The organism is Streptomyces sp. RLA012, from assembly GCF_056270325.1.
The window spans coordinates 5,674,324-5,688,737 of record NZ_JBWDPA010000002.1 but is presented as its reverse complement, the minus strand read 5'-3'; the positions used below and the strand labels follow the sequence as shown (position 1 = coordinate 5,688,737).

Sequence of the window (14,414 nt, the reverse complement as noted above, 5' to 3'; positions counted from 1 at the left end):
CTTCCGTGTATGCGCGTCTGATCGCGGACGAGGCACTCTCTGGCAGCCCGCTCGTAAGGATCGCGAGGCTGCTCAACGAAAACGGGATTCCCTCGCCCCGGGGTGGGCTCTGGCAAGTGGGCTCGCTGTCCCAGCTGCTCAAGGCGCCGGCATTCGCGGGACTGCTTCCTGAGACCGAGACCGTCTGGGACGAGGAGCGTGGCCGGCGCAAGTACACCGGGGTGGTCAAGCCCTACCGGGACCCGGCGACCGGAGGCCCGGTCATCGTGGGTGAGGGAATCGTCACCGTTGAGGAGCAGAAGCGGATCATGGCCGCTCTGGAGTCCAGGACCCGGCTCAGGGGCGATGGTGTGAAGCACCCGGTTCGAGCGTCGGTGCACCTGCTGACAGGACTTCTGTACTGCGGAATCGACGGATGCGGAACCCGCATGAGCCTGAGCGGCAAGTCGTATGTCTGCCAGGGCGTGCGACTGGGTCACACCTGTCCGGGTGCGCGGGCGCTGGCGGCGCCTGTCGAGAGGGCGGTGGCGGAATCCTTCATCGCCAGGGTCCCGTCCCTCCCTGCAGGGCATCCGACGCGTAAGGCGATGGCCGACCAGAATGTTCCGTTCGAGCGTGCAGGCCTGACGGCTCTGTGGGAGCGAAGTGAGGTGGGGAGTAAGCGGGGACTCCTGTCCAAGGTCATCGAGCGTGTCTCGGTCGCGCGTGCCGAGGGGCGGGGGCGACGGTTTGATCCCGAAAGGGGACTGCGGATCGTCTGGGCCGGGGAAGGCCGGGCGGAACAGGGCTCAGCGGGGTGTGGTTGGCTTGATCCATGGCAAAGCGAGCACGTGTCCGAGCCCCCGAACTGACAGGTAAGGGTGGCTGGATCAACACAGTCGGTGGGCAGCTCGGCCTCACTGAGCTCCGAGGCCGCATCGTCATTGTTGATTTTTGGACATTTTGTTGCGTGAACTGTCTGCATGTCCTGGACGAGCTGCGGGAGCTGGAGGAGAAGCACCGGGACACGGTGGTGATCATCGGGGTGCACTCGCCGAAGTTCGTTCACGAGGCCGAGCACCAGGCGGTGGTCGACGCCGTCGAGAGGTACGGGGTCGAGCACCCGGTGCTGGACGACCCCGAGCTCGCGACCTGGAAGCAGTACGCCGTACGCGCCTGGCCGACGCTCGTCGTGATCGACCCCGAGGGGTACGTGGTCGCACAGCACGCCGGTGAGGGGCACGCGCACGCGATCGCCCGGCTGGTGGAGGAGCTGGAGGCCGAGCACACGGCGAAGGGCACCCTGCGGCGCGGCGACGGTCCGTACGTGGCGCCCGAGCCCGAGCCGACCGTCCTCCGCTTCCCCGGCAAGGCGCTCGCCCTGCCGAACGGGAACCTCCTGGTCAGCGACACGACCCGGCACCAGCTGGTCGAGCTGGAGGGCGACGGGGAGAGCGTCGTACGGCGGATCGGTTCCGGCATACGGGGGTTCGTGGACGGGGCGGCCGAGGCGGCCGGCTTCAGCGAGCCGCAGGGGATGGCACTGCTCGACGACGGTTCGGTCGTCGTCGCGGACACCGTGAATCACGCGCTCCGCCGACTGGACCTGGCGACCGGCGAGGTCACCGCCCTCGCGGGGACGGGCCGCCAGTGGTGGCAGGGTTCGCCGACGTCCGGCCCGGCGCGCGAGGTCGACCTGTCCTCGCCGTGGGATGTGGCCCTGTTCGGCGGCAAGGTCTGGATCGCGATGGCCGGAGTGCACCAGCTGTGGGCGTACGACCCGGCCGGGGGCCCCGCACGGGCTTCCGGCGCCGACGCCGGGGGCGGGACGATCGCTGTCGCCGCCGGTACGACCAACGAGGGGCTGGTCGACGGGCCGGGCGACGAGGCCTGGTTCGCGCAGCCCTCCGGGCTCGCCGCCACCGCCGACCGGCTGTGGGTCGCCGACTCCGAGACGAGCGCCCTGCGCTGGGTGGACCTCGACGGGGTCGTCCACACCGCCGTCGGTACCGGCCTGTTCGACTTCGGGCACCGGGACGGCGCCGCCGAACAGGCGCTGTTCCAGCACCCGTTGGGCGTCACGGCCCTGCCCGACGGCTCGGTCGCCGTCAGCGACACCTACAACCACGCGCTGCGCCGCTACGACCCCGCGACCGGCGAAGTGACCACGCTGGCCACGGACCTGCGGGAACCCAGTGACGCGGTGCTGGTCGGGGACGACATCGTGGTCGTGGAGTCGGCGCGACACCGGCTGACCCGGCTGCGGCTTCCCGAGGAGGCCGTGCGGGTGGAGTCGGTGGCCCACCGGACCCAGCGCGCGGCGACCGAAGTCGCGCCGGGAGGGCTCCGGTTGGACGTGATCTTCCAGGCGCCGGCCGGCCAGAAGCTCGACATCCGCTACGGCCCGTCCACCAGACTCCTGGTCTCCTCGACCCCGCCCGACCTGCTGCTCTCCGGCGAGGGTGCGGGCACGGACCTTTTCCGTGACCTGGAGCTGAACCCGGCCGTCACCGAGGGCGTCCTGCACGTCTCCGCGATGGCGGCGTCCTGCGACGACGACCCGGCGAACGAGTACCCGGCCTGCCATGTCCACCAGCAGGACTGGGGTGTACCGGTCCGCCTCACCGAGGGCGGCACGGATCGGCTGCCGCTGGTGTTGGCGGGTATGGACGACTGAGGAGGGTGAAGGGGGACCACCGACACCGGCGAAGGGACGGCTGACGTCGGCGAGGACGTGATGTGAGATGGCGCGGGGAGGCGGCGCGACTCTGCGCAACCGGCGTCCGGGTCGGTGCCGACCGCCTGCCGGGCGGGCCGTACGACGCGGCCCGCCAGTAGCGGCGCGGGCTCATCCCTCCAGGAACGCCACCAGCGCGTTGGCCAGCAGGAACGGGTCGTCCGCGCCGCACAGTTCGCGGGCGCTGTGCATGGAGAGGATGGCCACGCCGATGTCGACGGTCCTGATGCCGTGGCGGGCCGCGGTGATCGGGCCGATGGTGGTGCCGCACGGCATGGAGTTGTTGGAGACGAAGGACTGGAAGGGAACGCCGGCCTTCGCGCAGGCGGCGGCGAAGACCGCGCGGCCCGAACCGTCGGTGGCGTAGCGGTTGTTGACGTTGACCTTGAGGATGGGGCCGCCGTTGGCGCGCGGGTGGTGCGTCGGGTCGTGCCGCTCCGCGTAGTTGGGGTGGACGGCGTGGCCGGTGTCGGAGGAGAGACAGATCGTGCCCGCGAAGGCGCGTGCCCGGTCCTCGTACGAGCCGCCGCGCGCGAACACCGAGCGTTCGAGGACGCCGCCGAGCAGCGGACCGTCGGCGCCGGTGTCGCTCTGCGAACCGTTCTCCTCGTGGTCGAAGGCCGCGAGGACGGGGATGTAGGGCAGCCCGGAGCCGGAGCCGGAGCCGGAGCCGGAGCCGGAGCCGGAGCCGGAGCCGGAGCCGGAGCCGGAGCCGGAGCCGGAGCCGGAGCCGGAGCCGGAGCCGGAGCCCGCGCCCGCGCCCGTCGCGACCGCGACCAGCGCCGCCGTACCCGAGTGCAGGGACAGCAGGTTGTCCATGCGCGGTCCGGCGACCAGCTCCTTGTCACGGCCCAGGTGGGTGGGGCGTTCGACGGAGTGGGTCATCAGGTCCCAGCCGGTGACCTCGCCCGCCGGCAGGCCCGACTCCTCCTCCAGGAAGGCGATCAGATCGCCCTCGTGGGGCTCGCCCAGACCCCAGATGGGCTGCAGATGACGCTGCTTGTCGAGCTTGAGCCCGTCGGTGGAGACGGAACGGTCGAGGTGGACGGCGAGCTGGGGCACACGCAGCAGGGGCCGGTCGATGTTCACCAGGTGCGAGGAGCCGTCCTTGAGCGTCAGCCGCCCGGCGAGGCCCAGGTCCCGGTCCAGCCAGGAGTTCAGCAGCGGCCCGCCGTAGATCTCCACGGCGACCTGGCGCCAGCCGTGCGCTCCGCTGTCCGGCTGCGGCTTCACCCGCAGATTGGGAGAGTCTGTGTGCGCGCCCACGATCCGGAACGGGGTGTGCGGCTCGGCGCCCTCGGGCACGTACCAGGCGATGATCGCGCCGCCGCGCAGCACGTACTTTCCGCCGCTGGTCCCCTCCCACGCGTCGGTCTCGGCGACCTGACGGAATCCGGCCTTCTCCAGCCTTTCGGCGGCGTTCGCCACGGCGTGGTACGGCGTGGGGCTCGCCGCCAGGAAGGTCATGAGGTCGTCGGTGTGGCCGCGGTCGAAGCGGGCGCTTGTGCTCATGGGGTTCACCTTAACGACGCCTGGGGGCCCGCTCCGGGGGATGGGGAACGGGCCTTCGTAAGAGGGATGTGAAGGCCGGACACCTGACTGGAAGGACAGATTCCTTTTCAGTCGGGATTCCCGAGGGTGAGCTGGGCGGTTCTGTCGGGGCGGACCGGCGGACCGGCGGACCGGCGGGAGCGGGCGGCGGGCGGCCGGGCACGGTACGAAGACGGCGGCCCGCTCCCGGACAACCCAATCCGGGAGCGGGCCGCCGCCATCGATCAGACGCCGCACACCACTTCGGGCACCGACGCCCACGTTTCACCGTCAGGCACCGGCACCCACGTTCCACCGTCAGGCACCGACGCCGTACGTCCTAGAACGCCGCCTCGTCCAGCTCCATCAGGTCCAGGTCCACGCCCTCGGCGAGCTTGCGGGCGCCGGTGACGCCGGGCAGGACGTTGGCCGCGAAGAACTTCGCCGCGGCGATCTTGCCGGTGTAGAAGGGCCGGTCCTTCGCCGAGGCCGTCTCCAGCTTCTCGGCGGCGACCGCGGCACCGCGCAGCAGCAGGTAGCCGACGACCACGTCGCCCGAGGCCAGCAGCAGGCGGGTGGTGTTCAGACCGACCTTGTAGATGTTCTTGACGTCCTGCTCGGTGGCCGCCAGGTCCGTGAGCATGAGGCCGACGATCGCCTCCAGCTCCACCGCCGCCTTGGCGAGCTGCTCGCGGGCCACGGACAGCTCCTCGCCGCCCGTGCCGAGCGCGAGGAACTCCTTGATGTCCTCGGCGAGGGAGTTCAGCGCGGTGCCCTGGTTGCGGACGATCTTCCGGAAGAAGAAGTCCTGGCCCTGGATCGCGGTCGTGCCCTCGTAGAGGGTGTCGATCTTGGCGTCGCGGATGTACTGCTCGATCGGGTACTCCTGCAGGAAGCCGGAGCCGCCGAAGGTCTGCAGCGACTGGGCGAGCTGCTCGTAGCCCTTCTCGGAGCCGTAGCCCTTCACGATCGGCAGGAGCAGGTCGTTGAGGGCCTCAAGGGCGGTGGTGTCCTCGCCCGCGGTCTCCTTGAGCATGATCTCGTCCTGGACGGCCGCGGTGTGCAGCACCAGCGCGCGCATGCCCTCCGCGTACGCCTTCTGCGTCATCAGCGAGCGGCGCACGTCCGGGTGGTGCGTGATGGTGACCTTGGGCGCGGTCTTGTCCATGAAGTTCGCGAGGTCGGGACCCTGGACGCGCTCCTTGGCGTACTCAAGGGCGTTCAGATAACCGGTCGAGAGGGTCGAGATGGCCTTTGTGCCGACCATCATGCGGGCGAACTCGATGATCCGGAACATCTGGCGGATGCCGTCGTGCTTGTCGCCGATCAGCCAGCCCTTGGCGGGGTGGCGGTCGCCGAAGGTCATCTCGCAGGTGTTGGAGGCCTTGAGGCCCATCTTGTGCTCGACGTTCGTCGCGTACACGCCGTTGCGCTCGCCCAGCTCGCCGGTCTCGAAGTCGAACAGGTACTTGGGGACGAGGAAGAGGGACAGGCCCTTGGTGCCGGGGCCGTGGCCCTCGGGGCGGGCGAGGACGTAGTGGAGGATGTTCTCCTCCATGTCGTGCTCACCGGAGGTGATGAACCGCTTCACGCCCTCGATGTGCCAGGAGCCGTCCTCCTGCGGGACCGCCTTGGTGCGCCCGGCGCCGACGTCCGAGCCCGCGTCGGGCTCGGTGAGGACCATGGTCGAACCCCAGGTCCTGTCGACCGCGATCTGCGCGAGCTTCTTCTGCTGCTCGGTGCCCTCGTCGAAGAGGATGCGGGCGAAGGCCGGGCCGGACGAGTACATCCACACGGCCGGGTTCGCGCCGAGGACCAGCTCCGCGTACGCCCAGATCAGCGAGGGGGGCGCGGTCGTGCCGCCGAGCTCCTCGGGCAGGCCCAGACGCCAGTACTCGGAGTCCATGAAGGCTTTGTACGACTTTTTGAAGGATGCCGGTACGGGAGCCGTGTTGGTCTCCGGGTCGAAGACCGGCGGGTTGCGGTCGGCGTCCGCGAAGGACTCCGCCAGCTCGTTCTCCGAGAGGCGGGTCAGCTCGTCCAGGACACTCTTGGCGGTCTCGACGTCCATCTCCGCGAACGGCCCGGTGCCGTACAGCTTGTCGCGCCCGAGCACCTCGAAGAGGTTGAACTCGATGTCGCGGAGATTCGACTTGTAGTGCCCCATGGCGACGGCTCCGTAAGGGATCGGGGAGGCGGAGGTACTCGCAGCCTCGTTACACGTACCGGCTAGTAGCCATGATGATGCTACCCGTCGGTAATAAGAATCAACCCCCGATGGGCAGATGTGGCCGACTACTCTTTGACTCATGTACGGATACGGCCAGCACGCCGACGGCACTGCCGGGCAACAGGGGTACATTCCGCCGCAGCAGCAGATGCCCGGGCAGATGCCGGGCGGACAGATGCCCGGCGGGTACGGCCAGCAGCCGCCGCTCTATCCCGAGCCGTCCCCGCCCTCGCTGGCGGACGCGGTCCGCGCGTTCACCACGGGATCACTGTCCGCCGAGGACTTCCAGCAGGTCTTCGCGACGTCGAAGGTCTACTGCCCGCGCGGCGACAACCCCGGATTTCTGGCGCTGCACAACACCCAGCAGCCGGTCATCCCCATGTTCACCTCGCTCAAGGAACTGCGCCGGTACGCCGGCAAGGAGTCCAAGTACTTCGTGATCACCGGTGCCGAGGTGATCGACCTGCTCCCCACCGGCTATGGCTTCGTCCTCGACATGGAGGGCGAGCACCGCATGGTCTTCGACGCGAAGGCCGTGGAGCAGATGGTGGACTTCGCCATGCGGCGTATGTACGGCTAGACGCCCTTGGTTCGTCGGCGGCCGACGGCCGTGGCGACGCGCAGGCGCACCGGAAGCCCGGAGGGAATGCCCGCCGGGCTTTCGTCGTTACGGGTGGCAGAAAGTTCAACAATCAACTAACCTCGAAGCACAAGGAGGTACCGACATGCCTGCAGTGACCGTCGAGAACCCGCTGACCCTTCCCCGTGTGGTCGCGCCGGCCGACGCCGTGGCCCGCCCCGTGCTCACCGTGACGACCGCGCCCGGCGGCTTCGAGGGCGAGGGCTTCCCGGTCCGTCGCGCGTTCGCCGGGATCAACTACAAGCACCTCGACCCGTTCATCATGATGGACCAGATGGGCGAGGTGGAGTACGCGCCGGGCGAGCCCAAGGGCACCCCCTGGCACCCCCACCGCGGCTTCGAGACCGTGACCTACATCATCGACGGCATCTTCGACCACCAGGACTCCAACGGTGGTGGTGGCACCATCACCAACGGCGACACCCAGTGGATGACCGCGGGCTCCGGTCTGCTGCACATCGAGGCGCCGCCGGAGTCGCTCGTCATGTCCGGCGGCCTCTTCCACGGTCTGCAGCTGTGGGTGAACCTCCCGGCCAAGGACAAGATGATGGCCCCGAGGTACCAGGACATCCGCGGGCGTACGGTCCAGCTGCTGAGCACCCCCGACGGCGGCGCCCTGCTGCGCGTCATCGCCGGTGAGCTCGACGGGCACGAGGGCCCGGGCATCACGCACACGCCGATCACCATGGTCCACGCGACCCTGGCACCCGGCGCCGAGCTGACCCTCCCGTGGCGCGAGGACTTCAACGGCCTCGCGTACGTCCTCGCCGGCCGCGGCAGCGTCGGAACGGACCGTCGTCCGGTCCACACCGGCCAGACCGCCGTCTTCGGCGCGGGTTCGTCGCTGACCGTCCGCGCGGACGAGAAGCAGGACTCCAACACGCCGGACCTTGAGGTCGTCCTGCTCGGCGGACAGCCGATCCGTGAGCCCATGGCCCACTACGGCCCCTTCGTGATGAACACCCGCGAGGAGCTCCAGCAGGCCTTCGAGGACTTCCAGAAGGGCCGCCTGGGCACGGTCCCGGCGGTGCACGGGATGTCCGAGGGCGGGCTGTAAGGTCTGCGTGACCTTGCGCGAATGCCCCGTCCGGAGAGGGGCCCTGTTGGCAAATCCGCCGCGGAGCCATCCTCCGTGGAAGCCGTGAGCACTAAATTGATTTAGTGCTCACGGCTTCCGGCACACATGCTGGGCAGCCGACATGACCGACCGGATTCGCCAACAGCATCCGGAGAGGGACGGGGCATTCGGTGTTCCTCGCGGCGCAGTCTCGGGCCGACAGTCAGGTGGACAGGTGGCCGACGAAGATCCCGATCAGGATCCGGTCGTCGTACGCGCGTATCGGGAGCGAGAAATGCACTCGGTCCCGGTCCCACTTCCGCTTTCCGTGCCACTCGCAGCGATAGGGCTCTTTTTCGTAGGTGACCATCCGCTGCTCCCACGCCTTCGTGTTCTTCTTCGTGTTCGGGCTCTCCGGGGAGATGTCCAGACCGAGAGCGGAGAACCTGGCCATGACCTGGTTCTGATCGCCGCCGCAGTCGGCCAGGGTCCGGGCGAAGTCGTCGTTCAGCGCGCCGAGCAGTTTCACCAGCCAGGGCAGGACTTCGGCGTAGGAGCCCCTGAAGTGGTGGAAGCGCAGGGAGTCGGCGAACAGAAGCCGGGGAAAGGCGGGGCTGGTCAGGGCGAAGAACTGGTCCTCCGGGGCGTGCTCGTGGGTGAGGATTCCGCGCCAGAAGCCGACCGCATCCTCCGGGGAGCGCAGAACGTGCAGCGCCACCTCGTCCCGACCCGTGTCCCTGTCCCGCTCGACGGTGAGCCATCCCGACGGCCAGTCGGTTTCGGCCGCTCCCCCGGATTCCGCCGCTGTCCCGGATCCGGTGGTGGCGGTCGGCGCGATGAGGCAGGACATCGCGCGGCCTGTGGCGGCACGGGACAGAGCGTGGGCCATGCCCCAGGACGGTTCCTGCCACGGCCCGTCCGGCGCGCGTACCGGCTGGGGGAGGTCCTCGTCGCGCGGTTGGACGACCCGGCACTTGTTCAGCAGCGCCTGGAGGCGACGGCGTTGGTCCGGCGGGAACCCACCGTCGGGTGAGTACAGGGCGTCGATGAGGGTGACGGACGGCAGGCACTCGGTGTCGTAGGCCGACTCCATGAACGCGGCCTTCCGGCCGTCGGCCAGCGGTTCGAGCAGGTCCGCGAGCGTGTCGAGAACCTCGCGCAGTTCAGTGTCCGTCAGTCCGTGCCAGTCGAGGCTCTCCTCACCCAGGACCACTCGGTAGTCGTCGTCATCGGGCGCGCCTGGCACGGGCCAGCCTCCCCAGGTCGCTCTCGATCTGGTCGAAGAAACCGGTGGGCCAGTGGCTGAGTTCACCCTGGTCGTTGATCCGGATCGGCAGGGCCTGATCGTGGTCGAAGTAGTGCACGACCATGTCGGCCGCTGCGATGGAGTGGTCCTGTGCGACTGCCAGCCGCGCCCCGTTGAGGACGTGATCGCTGTGCGTCTCCATGACGACCTGCACGCCGCTGCCGGCCACCCGGGCGAGGAACCGGCCGAGTTTGGACTGGCCCGCAGGGTGCAGATGGGCCTCGGGGTTCTCCACGAGCAGCATGTCTCCCGGCTCCGTCAGCAGGCCCGCGACGATGATCGGCAGGGCGTACGAGACGCCGAACCCGGTATTGACCGGGCGTACCTGCTCACCTCCGTACGCCGTCTCCGTGAAGCGGACCGTGCTGGCCATGATCCCTACAGCCATCTGCGCCGTGATGCGGAGGGGCCGGATGATGTCCGACGCCCACGCTTCGGCCTGAAGTCGGGGCAGGGGACTGTTGACGTCCGGGTGGTGGAGTTCCGGTCGGACCGTCGTGCGGGCACTGACCGCCCGCGTTTCGCGCAGCGCCAGCACCTGGGCGGTGAACTCGCCCTGCACGCCGACTCCGATCTCGTCGGGTTCCTGGGCGGAGACGGACAGGGTGTCGCGGGGACCGAGCCGCTCGGCGCACAGATAGGTGAAGCCGGGTCCGGGTTTGGCGATGCCCAGCGTTGAGGGGGTTGAGGTCCGGGGGATGTTGACGTGCAGGGCGTTCTCATCCTCCGGGAGGAAGAACGGACACTCCCACGACGTGTCACCGTCCAGACTGCTCAGACGCACGTCGAATCTGTTCTCCGCGGCGGCCCAGTTCAACACGTCACGGGCTTCGCCGAGGGCGAGCCCCATCGGCCCGTTGAGCTGAACCGCCCCTCCGCGCGAGCCGGCGGCGACCCGGGCCAACAGCAGGGACTGGAGCACGGTGCTCTTGCCGCCGCCGTTGACACCGGTCAGGACGGTGAGCGGACGCATCGCGAACGTCGCCGCTTCGAAGCACTTGAAGTTCTTGATCTCCAGGGAGTCGATCACAGACCGGCCTCCGCGTCGTCATCGGCGGCCCGGAACCGGTAATCGACGCGGCGCCGGTCCGCGGTGGACGCGGTGATGGCGTTCAGGTAGCCGACGTCGTTGGTCATCCGGTCGCGGGCAGTCGACACGATCTCCGTACGGCGATAGGCGAGATCGGCGGCGTCAAAGGGCGCCAGCGCGATCGACCAGGTCTCGAACAGCGCGCGGTTGATCGGACTGCGGCCCGTCGCGCCCAGGGGCCACTTGCGGAAGGCGTGCTCCCCGAAGACCAGATACGCGTTGTACATCGCCTTCTCGAAGGCCGCCTCCAGCTCCGCCACGCGCTGGTCCGGCACCTTCTGCGGGTCGTCCAGCATTTCGGTGGCCTCCATGAGGAAGCTCTCCATCACCGGCCGTTCCAGGTACGCGTCCAGTCCCAGCAGCCAGAACGCGGCGAAGCGCAGCGCCATCTCGCGGTCGTTCATCCTGATGTGATCCTTGAGACGACCGCCGGTGGCTGTGTCGAAGGCCTCCGTGTGAGTCATGCGCTTGAGGATGTCGCGGCTGCGCGGCCGGCTCATGCAGTGCCGGATCTCCTGGGCGTTGAGCGGGGTGCCGCCCGTGTTGATCCGCTTGAAGATCTCGTAGGTGACTTCCCTGGGCGTCGAGGGATCGATCACGTTGACGGTCAGTTGGGTGTTGTTGATCCGGCGCTGGAACGGTACGGGGAGGTCCGTGAAGCGGCGCCCCTCCAGGTCGTGCAGGTGATCCAGGGAGGTGAGGGTGAAGCCGCTGTCCACCCCGCGTACGAAGGCGTGCAGCGTGGACAGCCGTTGGAGGCCGTCGACGACGCGGAAGGCGCCGTCGCTGTCCTCGGCGAAGTAGAACGCCGGGAGAGGGATCTGCAACAGCAGCGACTCGACGAGCAGGGACTTCTGGTCCGACCGCCAGACCTGGCCGCGCTGGAAGTCCGGGGCGAGTTCCAGGGAGTCCTCGTCGATCAGGTCGAGGATGTTGCGCAGGGAGAAGGCGCTCGTCGACACCCGGATCTGTTCGGGATTCCACGGCCGTTTGATCAGGGCCCGGTCCTCGCCGGGGTCCTCGACCTCGACGCCGGTGGCGCGGCCGTCGAAAACGTCTTCCACCACGTCCGGAGCCGTCTGGACACCCTCCATAGTCATGCGGTCATCCTAGGGGCGGCTGCCATACGGACCTGGACGGCTGTCAGCTGTGGCACGGCTCGCGGAGGACGGTGCGTAGCTCTTCGATCCGGCGGTGTACGTCGGTTGCCGGGAGGATGGTGGTGCGTGAGGGTGGCGTCGGGGCGGTGCCGGGGTTCGTGGCTTCGTTCGTGTTCCGGCACGCGCGGCAGAGTCCGCCGGGCAGGGCTTCCGGGCGGCCGGGTACCCCGCAGTCGGTGCACTCCAGGAGCGTACGGGGTGCGCGGACGGTCGGGGCGGGCCGTTCGGGAAGCGCGGGCAACTCGGGCGGCATCTTGTCGCGAAGCCGCCGCTGGACCAGGGCCCGGGGTGAGTGCACCTGTTCGGGGAGCCCTGCGGCAAGGCTCCGCACCAGGTGGGCGGCGTCGGCCCCGCGGGTGAGCCAGTCGGCGGCGAGTGTTTCGAGGGCGACGCAATCGGCGTGGGAGAGCGCCAAGCGGGGCTCGGTGCGGCCGAGTCGGGCGAGGGCCGTGTATGCGGCGGACGGACCGGTCTTCGGTTGTACGTCGCTGGGGGCGCCCTGGGGTGCGGGCTCCCGTGATGCCTCGGCGGGCGTATCGGGAGGTACGGCACCCGGTTCGACACCGGATACGTCTGATACATCTGATACGTCACCGTCCAGGAACCGGACCCACCATTCGTTGCCACGTGCGGTACGGGACCAGTAGGTGCGGAACACCCAGCGGGTTCCGGTGTCGTCGCTCTCCGGGTTCTCCGCGCGGCGGCGTACCCGACGCAGATGTCCCGCCACGGAGAGGTTGTTGAGCGCGGTCCGGACCGCCTGCTGGCCGTAGAGGGGCAGGGCCTTGGCGAGGGTCTTGGCGTCCATCGCCGCGCCGTCGGGAAGCCGGTCAAGGAATCCGGCGACGTACGCCTCGCGGGCGGGGAGGTGTTTGAAGGCGTCTGCGCGGGCGGGCAGTTGGGCCGGGGCGCAGCGCTTGCCGTAGCCGGGGTTCGCCATGGGGTGTGCGGGCGTGGGCAGGGCAGCGTTAAGGTCTTCGCAAGCCATGAGATCGCTTTCGACAGGTATCGATCTTGCGGTCAGACCCCGGTTCGGTGTTGGTAGCACCTGCCGGGGTCGTTTGTTGCTGCGAACGGTAGAGGGTCGCGACCGTGCGTCGCAAGCCGGTCACGAAAAGTCATGTTCGCTGGTGTGTGTGGCAGTTGAGGTACGGGGAGGGTGGGAGGGTGGGTTGAACCCACCACCCAATCCTTGCAAAAGGGGCTCGGATCCCGGAGCTCGAAGCTCAAGCTCCCGTTGCGTACGTGATGAAGGCGGCCCAGGCGTCGACGGGGACTTCGAGCTCGGGGCTCCGAGCGCCGAGCTTCGAGTCGTGCACCAGCGCCACGGCCCGCACGGGGACCTGCCGTGAAGCGGCGGGTGGGCATGGAACAGTCGGTGGTCAGTGATCTTGCGGGATGGGCAGATCCGGACTGTCGGGAGCCCCTGGGACACCTGGTCGCGGTCGTACGGGCCGGCCCGGATCGGCCAGTCCCTGCCGCATCCGGGGGAAGGCGGAACCGGGCCCACTCGGTTCGAGGCCCGCCTCGCCGTACCTCCTTCGGCCCTCCCGAGGTGACGACACGCCTGACGCATGATCAGGTCGAAGCGTGCAGCTACTCCCCGAAGGTTTCCGGCGGCTGGCCGCCTGGTGCGCCGTGATCCTGCTGGTCGCCGGTGTGGCGTGGGTCGGGATCCGGCTCGCCGGGGAGCTGCGTACGGCGGTCGTGCCGGTGTTGCTCGCGCTGCTCGGCACCGCGCTGCTCGGGCCCCTGTACCGGCGGCTGGTGAAGGTCGGCGTCAACCGGTCGCTGGCCGCCGGGCTCACCTGTGTCGCGGTGGTCGTGGTCGTCGGCGGCGCCGTCTACATCGTGGTCGCCGCGCTCATCGACACCGGCGGCGAGATCGTCGCCTCACTCAAACGGGCCGCGCAATCCGTCTCCGAGCACTTCGGGGCGGCGGGTACCTCCCTCGACGACCTCGCCTCCAACGCCAAGGAGCTGCTGAGTAAGTTCGGCGGCACGGCCGCGTCCAATGTCATCAGCGGTGTGAGCGTGGTGGGCGAGACCATCGCCATGGCCGTACTGGCCCTGCTGCTCGTCTTCTTCTTCCTCCGTGACTCCCACCGCACCACCGGACTGCTGCGCTCGCTGGCGCCGCGCGGTACCGCCGACACCGTGGAGACCATGGCCCGCCGTGCCTTCGAGGCCGTCGAGGGTTTCATGCGCGGCACCACACTGATCGCCCTCATCGACGCCCTGTGCATCACCGTCGGTCTGCTGATCCTGCGCGTCCCGGGTGCGGTCGGACTCGGCGCGCTGGTCTTCGTGGGCGCGTACATCCCGTATCTCGGCGCGTTCCTCTCCGGCGCGGTGGCCGTGCTGGTCGCCCTCGCCGACCGGGGGTTCGTCGTCGCGCTGTGGGCGATCGGGGTCGTCCTGGCCGTACAGGTCCTCGAAGGGCATGTGCTGCAGCCGATGATCCAGAGCCGGACCGTGCAGATGCATCCGGCGGTCGTCATGCTGACGATCACGGCGGGCGCGTCCGTCGCGGGGATCCTGGGCATGCTGCTCGCCGTACCGCTGACGGCCGCCGCGTTCGGGGTGCTCTCGGAGCTGCGGGCCCGCTTCGAGCCGGCGACCAAGGCCTCACCGGAGGCCCCGGCCCCGCCCGCCTCGTAGAGCCCGGGCTCCGCCCGCCTTCTG

11 protein-coding genes are annotated in these 14,414 nt (G+C 69.2%); 5 read left to right on the top strand and 6 right to left on the bottom strand.

Annotation, left to right across the window (positions count from 1 at the left end; translation table 11 throughout):
- Positions 1-5: 5 nt before the first annotated feature.
- Positions 6-851, top strand: a complete 846-nt coding sequence (locus RV986_RS25955; protein WP_475919699.1) for a recombinase family protein — start codon at positions 6-8, stop codon at positions 849-851.
- Entirely contained in the window at positions 815-2,656 is a 1,842-nt protein-coding gene (locus RV986_RS25950) for an NHL domain-containing thioredoxin family protein (protein WP_475919698.1), read from the top strand. Before RV986_RS25955 ends, RV986_RS25950 begins: the two co-directional genes overlap by 37 nt.
- A 171-nt stretch (positions 2,657-2,827) precedes the next feature.
- On the opposite strand, the gene RV986_RS25945 is transcribed toward RV986_RS25950, so the two are convergent.
- Both RV986_RS25945 and RV986_RS25940 read right to left on the bottom strand, forming a co-directional pair.
- Positions 2,828-4,228: a M18 family aminopeptidase gene (locus RV986_RS25945; protein ID WP_475919697.1), complete on the bottom strand. Its 1,401-nt coding sequence runs from the start codon at positions 4,226-4,228 to the stop codon at positions 2,828-2,830.
- A gap of 358 nt (positions 4,229-4,586) precedes the next feature.
- A complete protein-coding gene (locus tag RV986_RS25940; protein ID WP_475919696.1) occupies positions 4,587-6,413 on the bottom strand; it encodes an acyl-CoA dehydrogenase in 1,827 nt (608 codons plus the stop codon).
- A 142-nt stretch (positions 6,414-6,555) separates the two neighbouring features.
- Between RV986_RS25940 and RV986_RS25935 the strand changes: the two genes are divergently transcribed.
- Positions 6,556-7,056 carry an SseB family protein gene (locus tag RV986_RS25935; RefSeq protein ID WP_475919695.1) on the top strand — a complete coding sequence of 167 codons (501 nt, stop codon included), beginning with the start codon at positions 6,556-6,558 and terminating at the stop codon, positions 7,054-7,056.
- 145 nt (positions 7,057-7,201) lie between these two features.
- Complete coding sequence (locus RV986_RS25930; protein ID WP_475919694.1) at positions 7,202-8,173, top strand: pirin family protein; 972 nt, start codon at positions 7,202-7,204, stop codon at positions 8,171-8,173.
- Between the two features lie 223 nt (positions 8,174-8,396).
- On the opposite strand, the gene RV986_RS25925 is transcribed toward RV986_RS25930, so the two are convergent.
- The 4 genes from RV986_RS25925 to RV986_RS25910 are packed head-to-tail and all read right to left on the bottom strand — an operon-like array spanning position 8,397 to position 12,669.
- Positions 8,397-9,419, bottom strand: coding sequence for a hypothetical protein (locus RV986_RS25925; RefSeq protein ID WP_475919693.1), 1,023 nt, complete (start codon positions 9,417-9,419; stop codon positions 8,397-8,399).
- Positions 9,400-10,509 (bottom strand): AAA family ATPase, encoded by a 1,110-nt coding sequence (locus tag RV986_RS25920; protein WP_475919692.1) that lies wholly within the window; start codon positions 10,507-10,509, stop codon positions 9,400-9,402. The genes RV986_RS25925 and RV986_RS25920 overlap by 20 nt, the downstream gene beginning before the upstream one ends.
- On the bottom strand, positions 10,506-11,669 hold the full coding sequence (locus RV986_RS25915; protein WP_475919691.1) for a DUF262 domain-containing protein: 1,164 nt from the start codon (positions 11,667-11,669) through the stop codon (positions 10,506-10,508). The genes RV986_RS25920 and RV986_RS25915 overlap by 4 nt, the downstream gene beginning before the upstream one ends.
- A 43-nt stretch (positions 11,670-11,712) precedes the next feature.
- A complete protein-coding gene (locus tag RV986_RS25910; RefSeq protein ID WP_475919690.1) occupies positions 11,713-12,669 on the bottom strand; it encodes a MarR family transcriptional regulator in 957 nt (318 codons plus the stop codon).
- A gap of 650 nt (positions 12,670-13,319) precedes the next feature.
- On the opposite strand from RV986_RS25910, the gene RV986_RS25905 reads away from it, so the two are divergent.
- Positions 13,320-14,390, top strand: coding sequence for an AI-2E family transporter (locus RV986_RS25905; protein ID WP_475919689.1), 1,071 nt, complete (start codon positions 13,320-13,322; stop codon positions 14,388-14,390).
- Positions 14,391-14,414 lie beyond the last annotated feature (24 nt).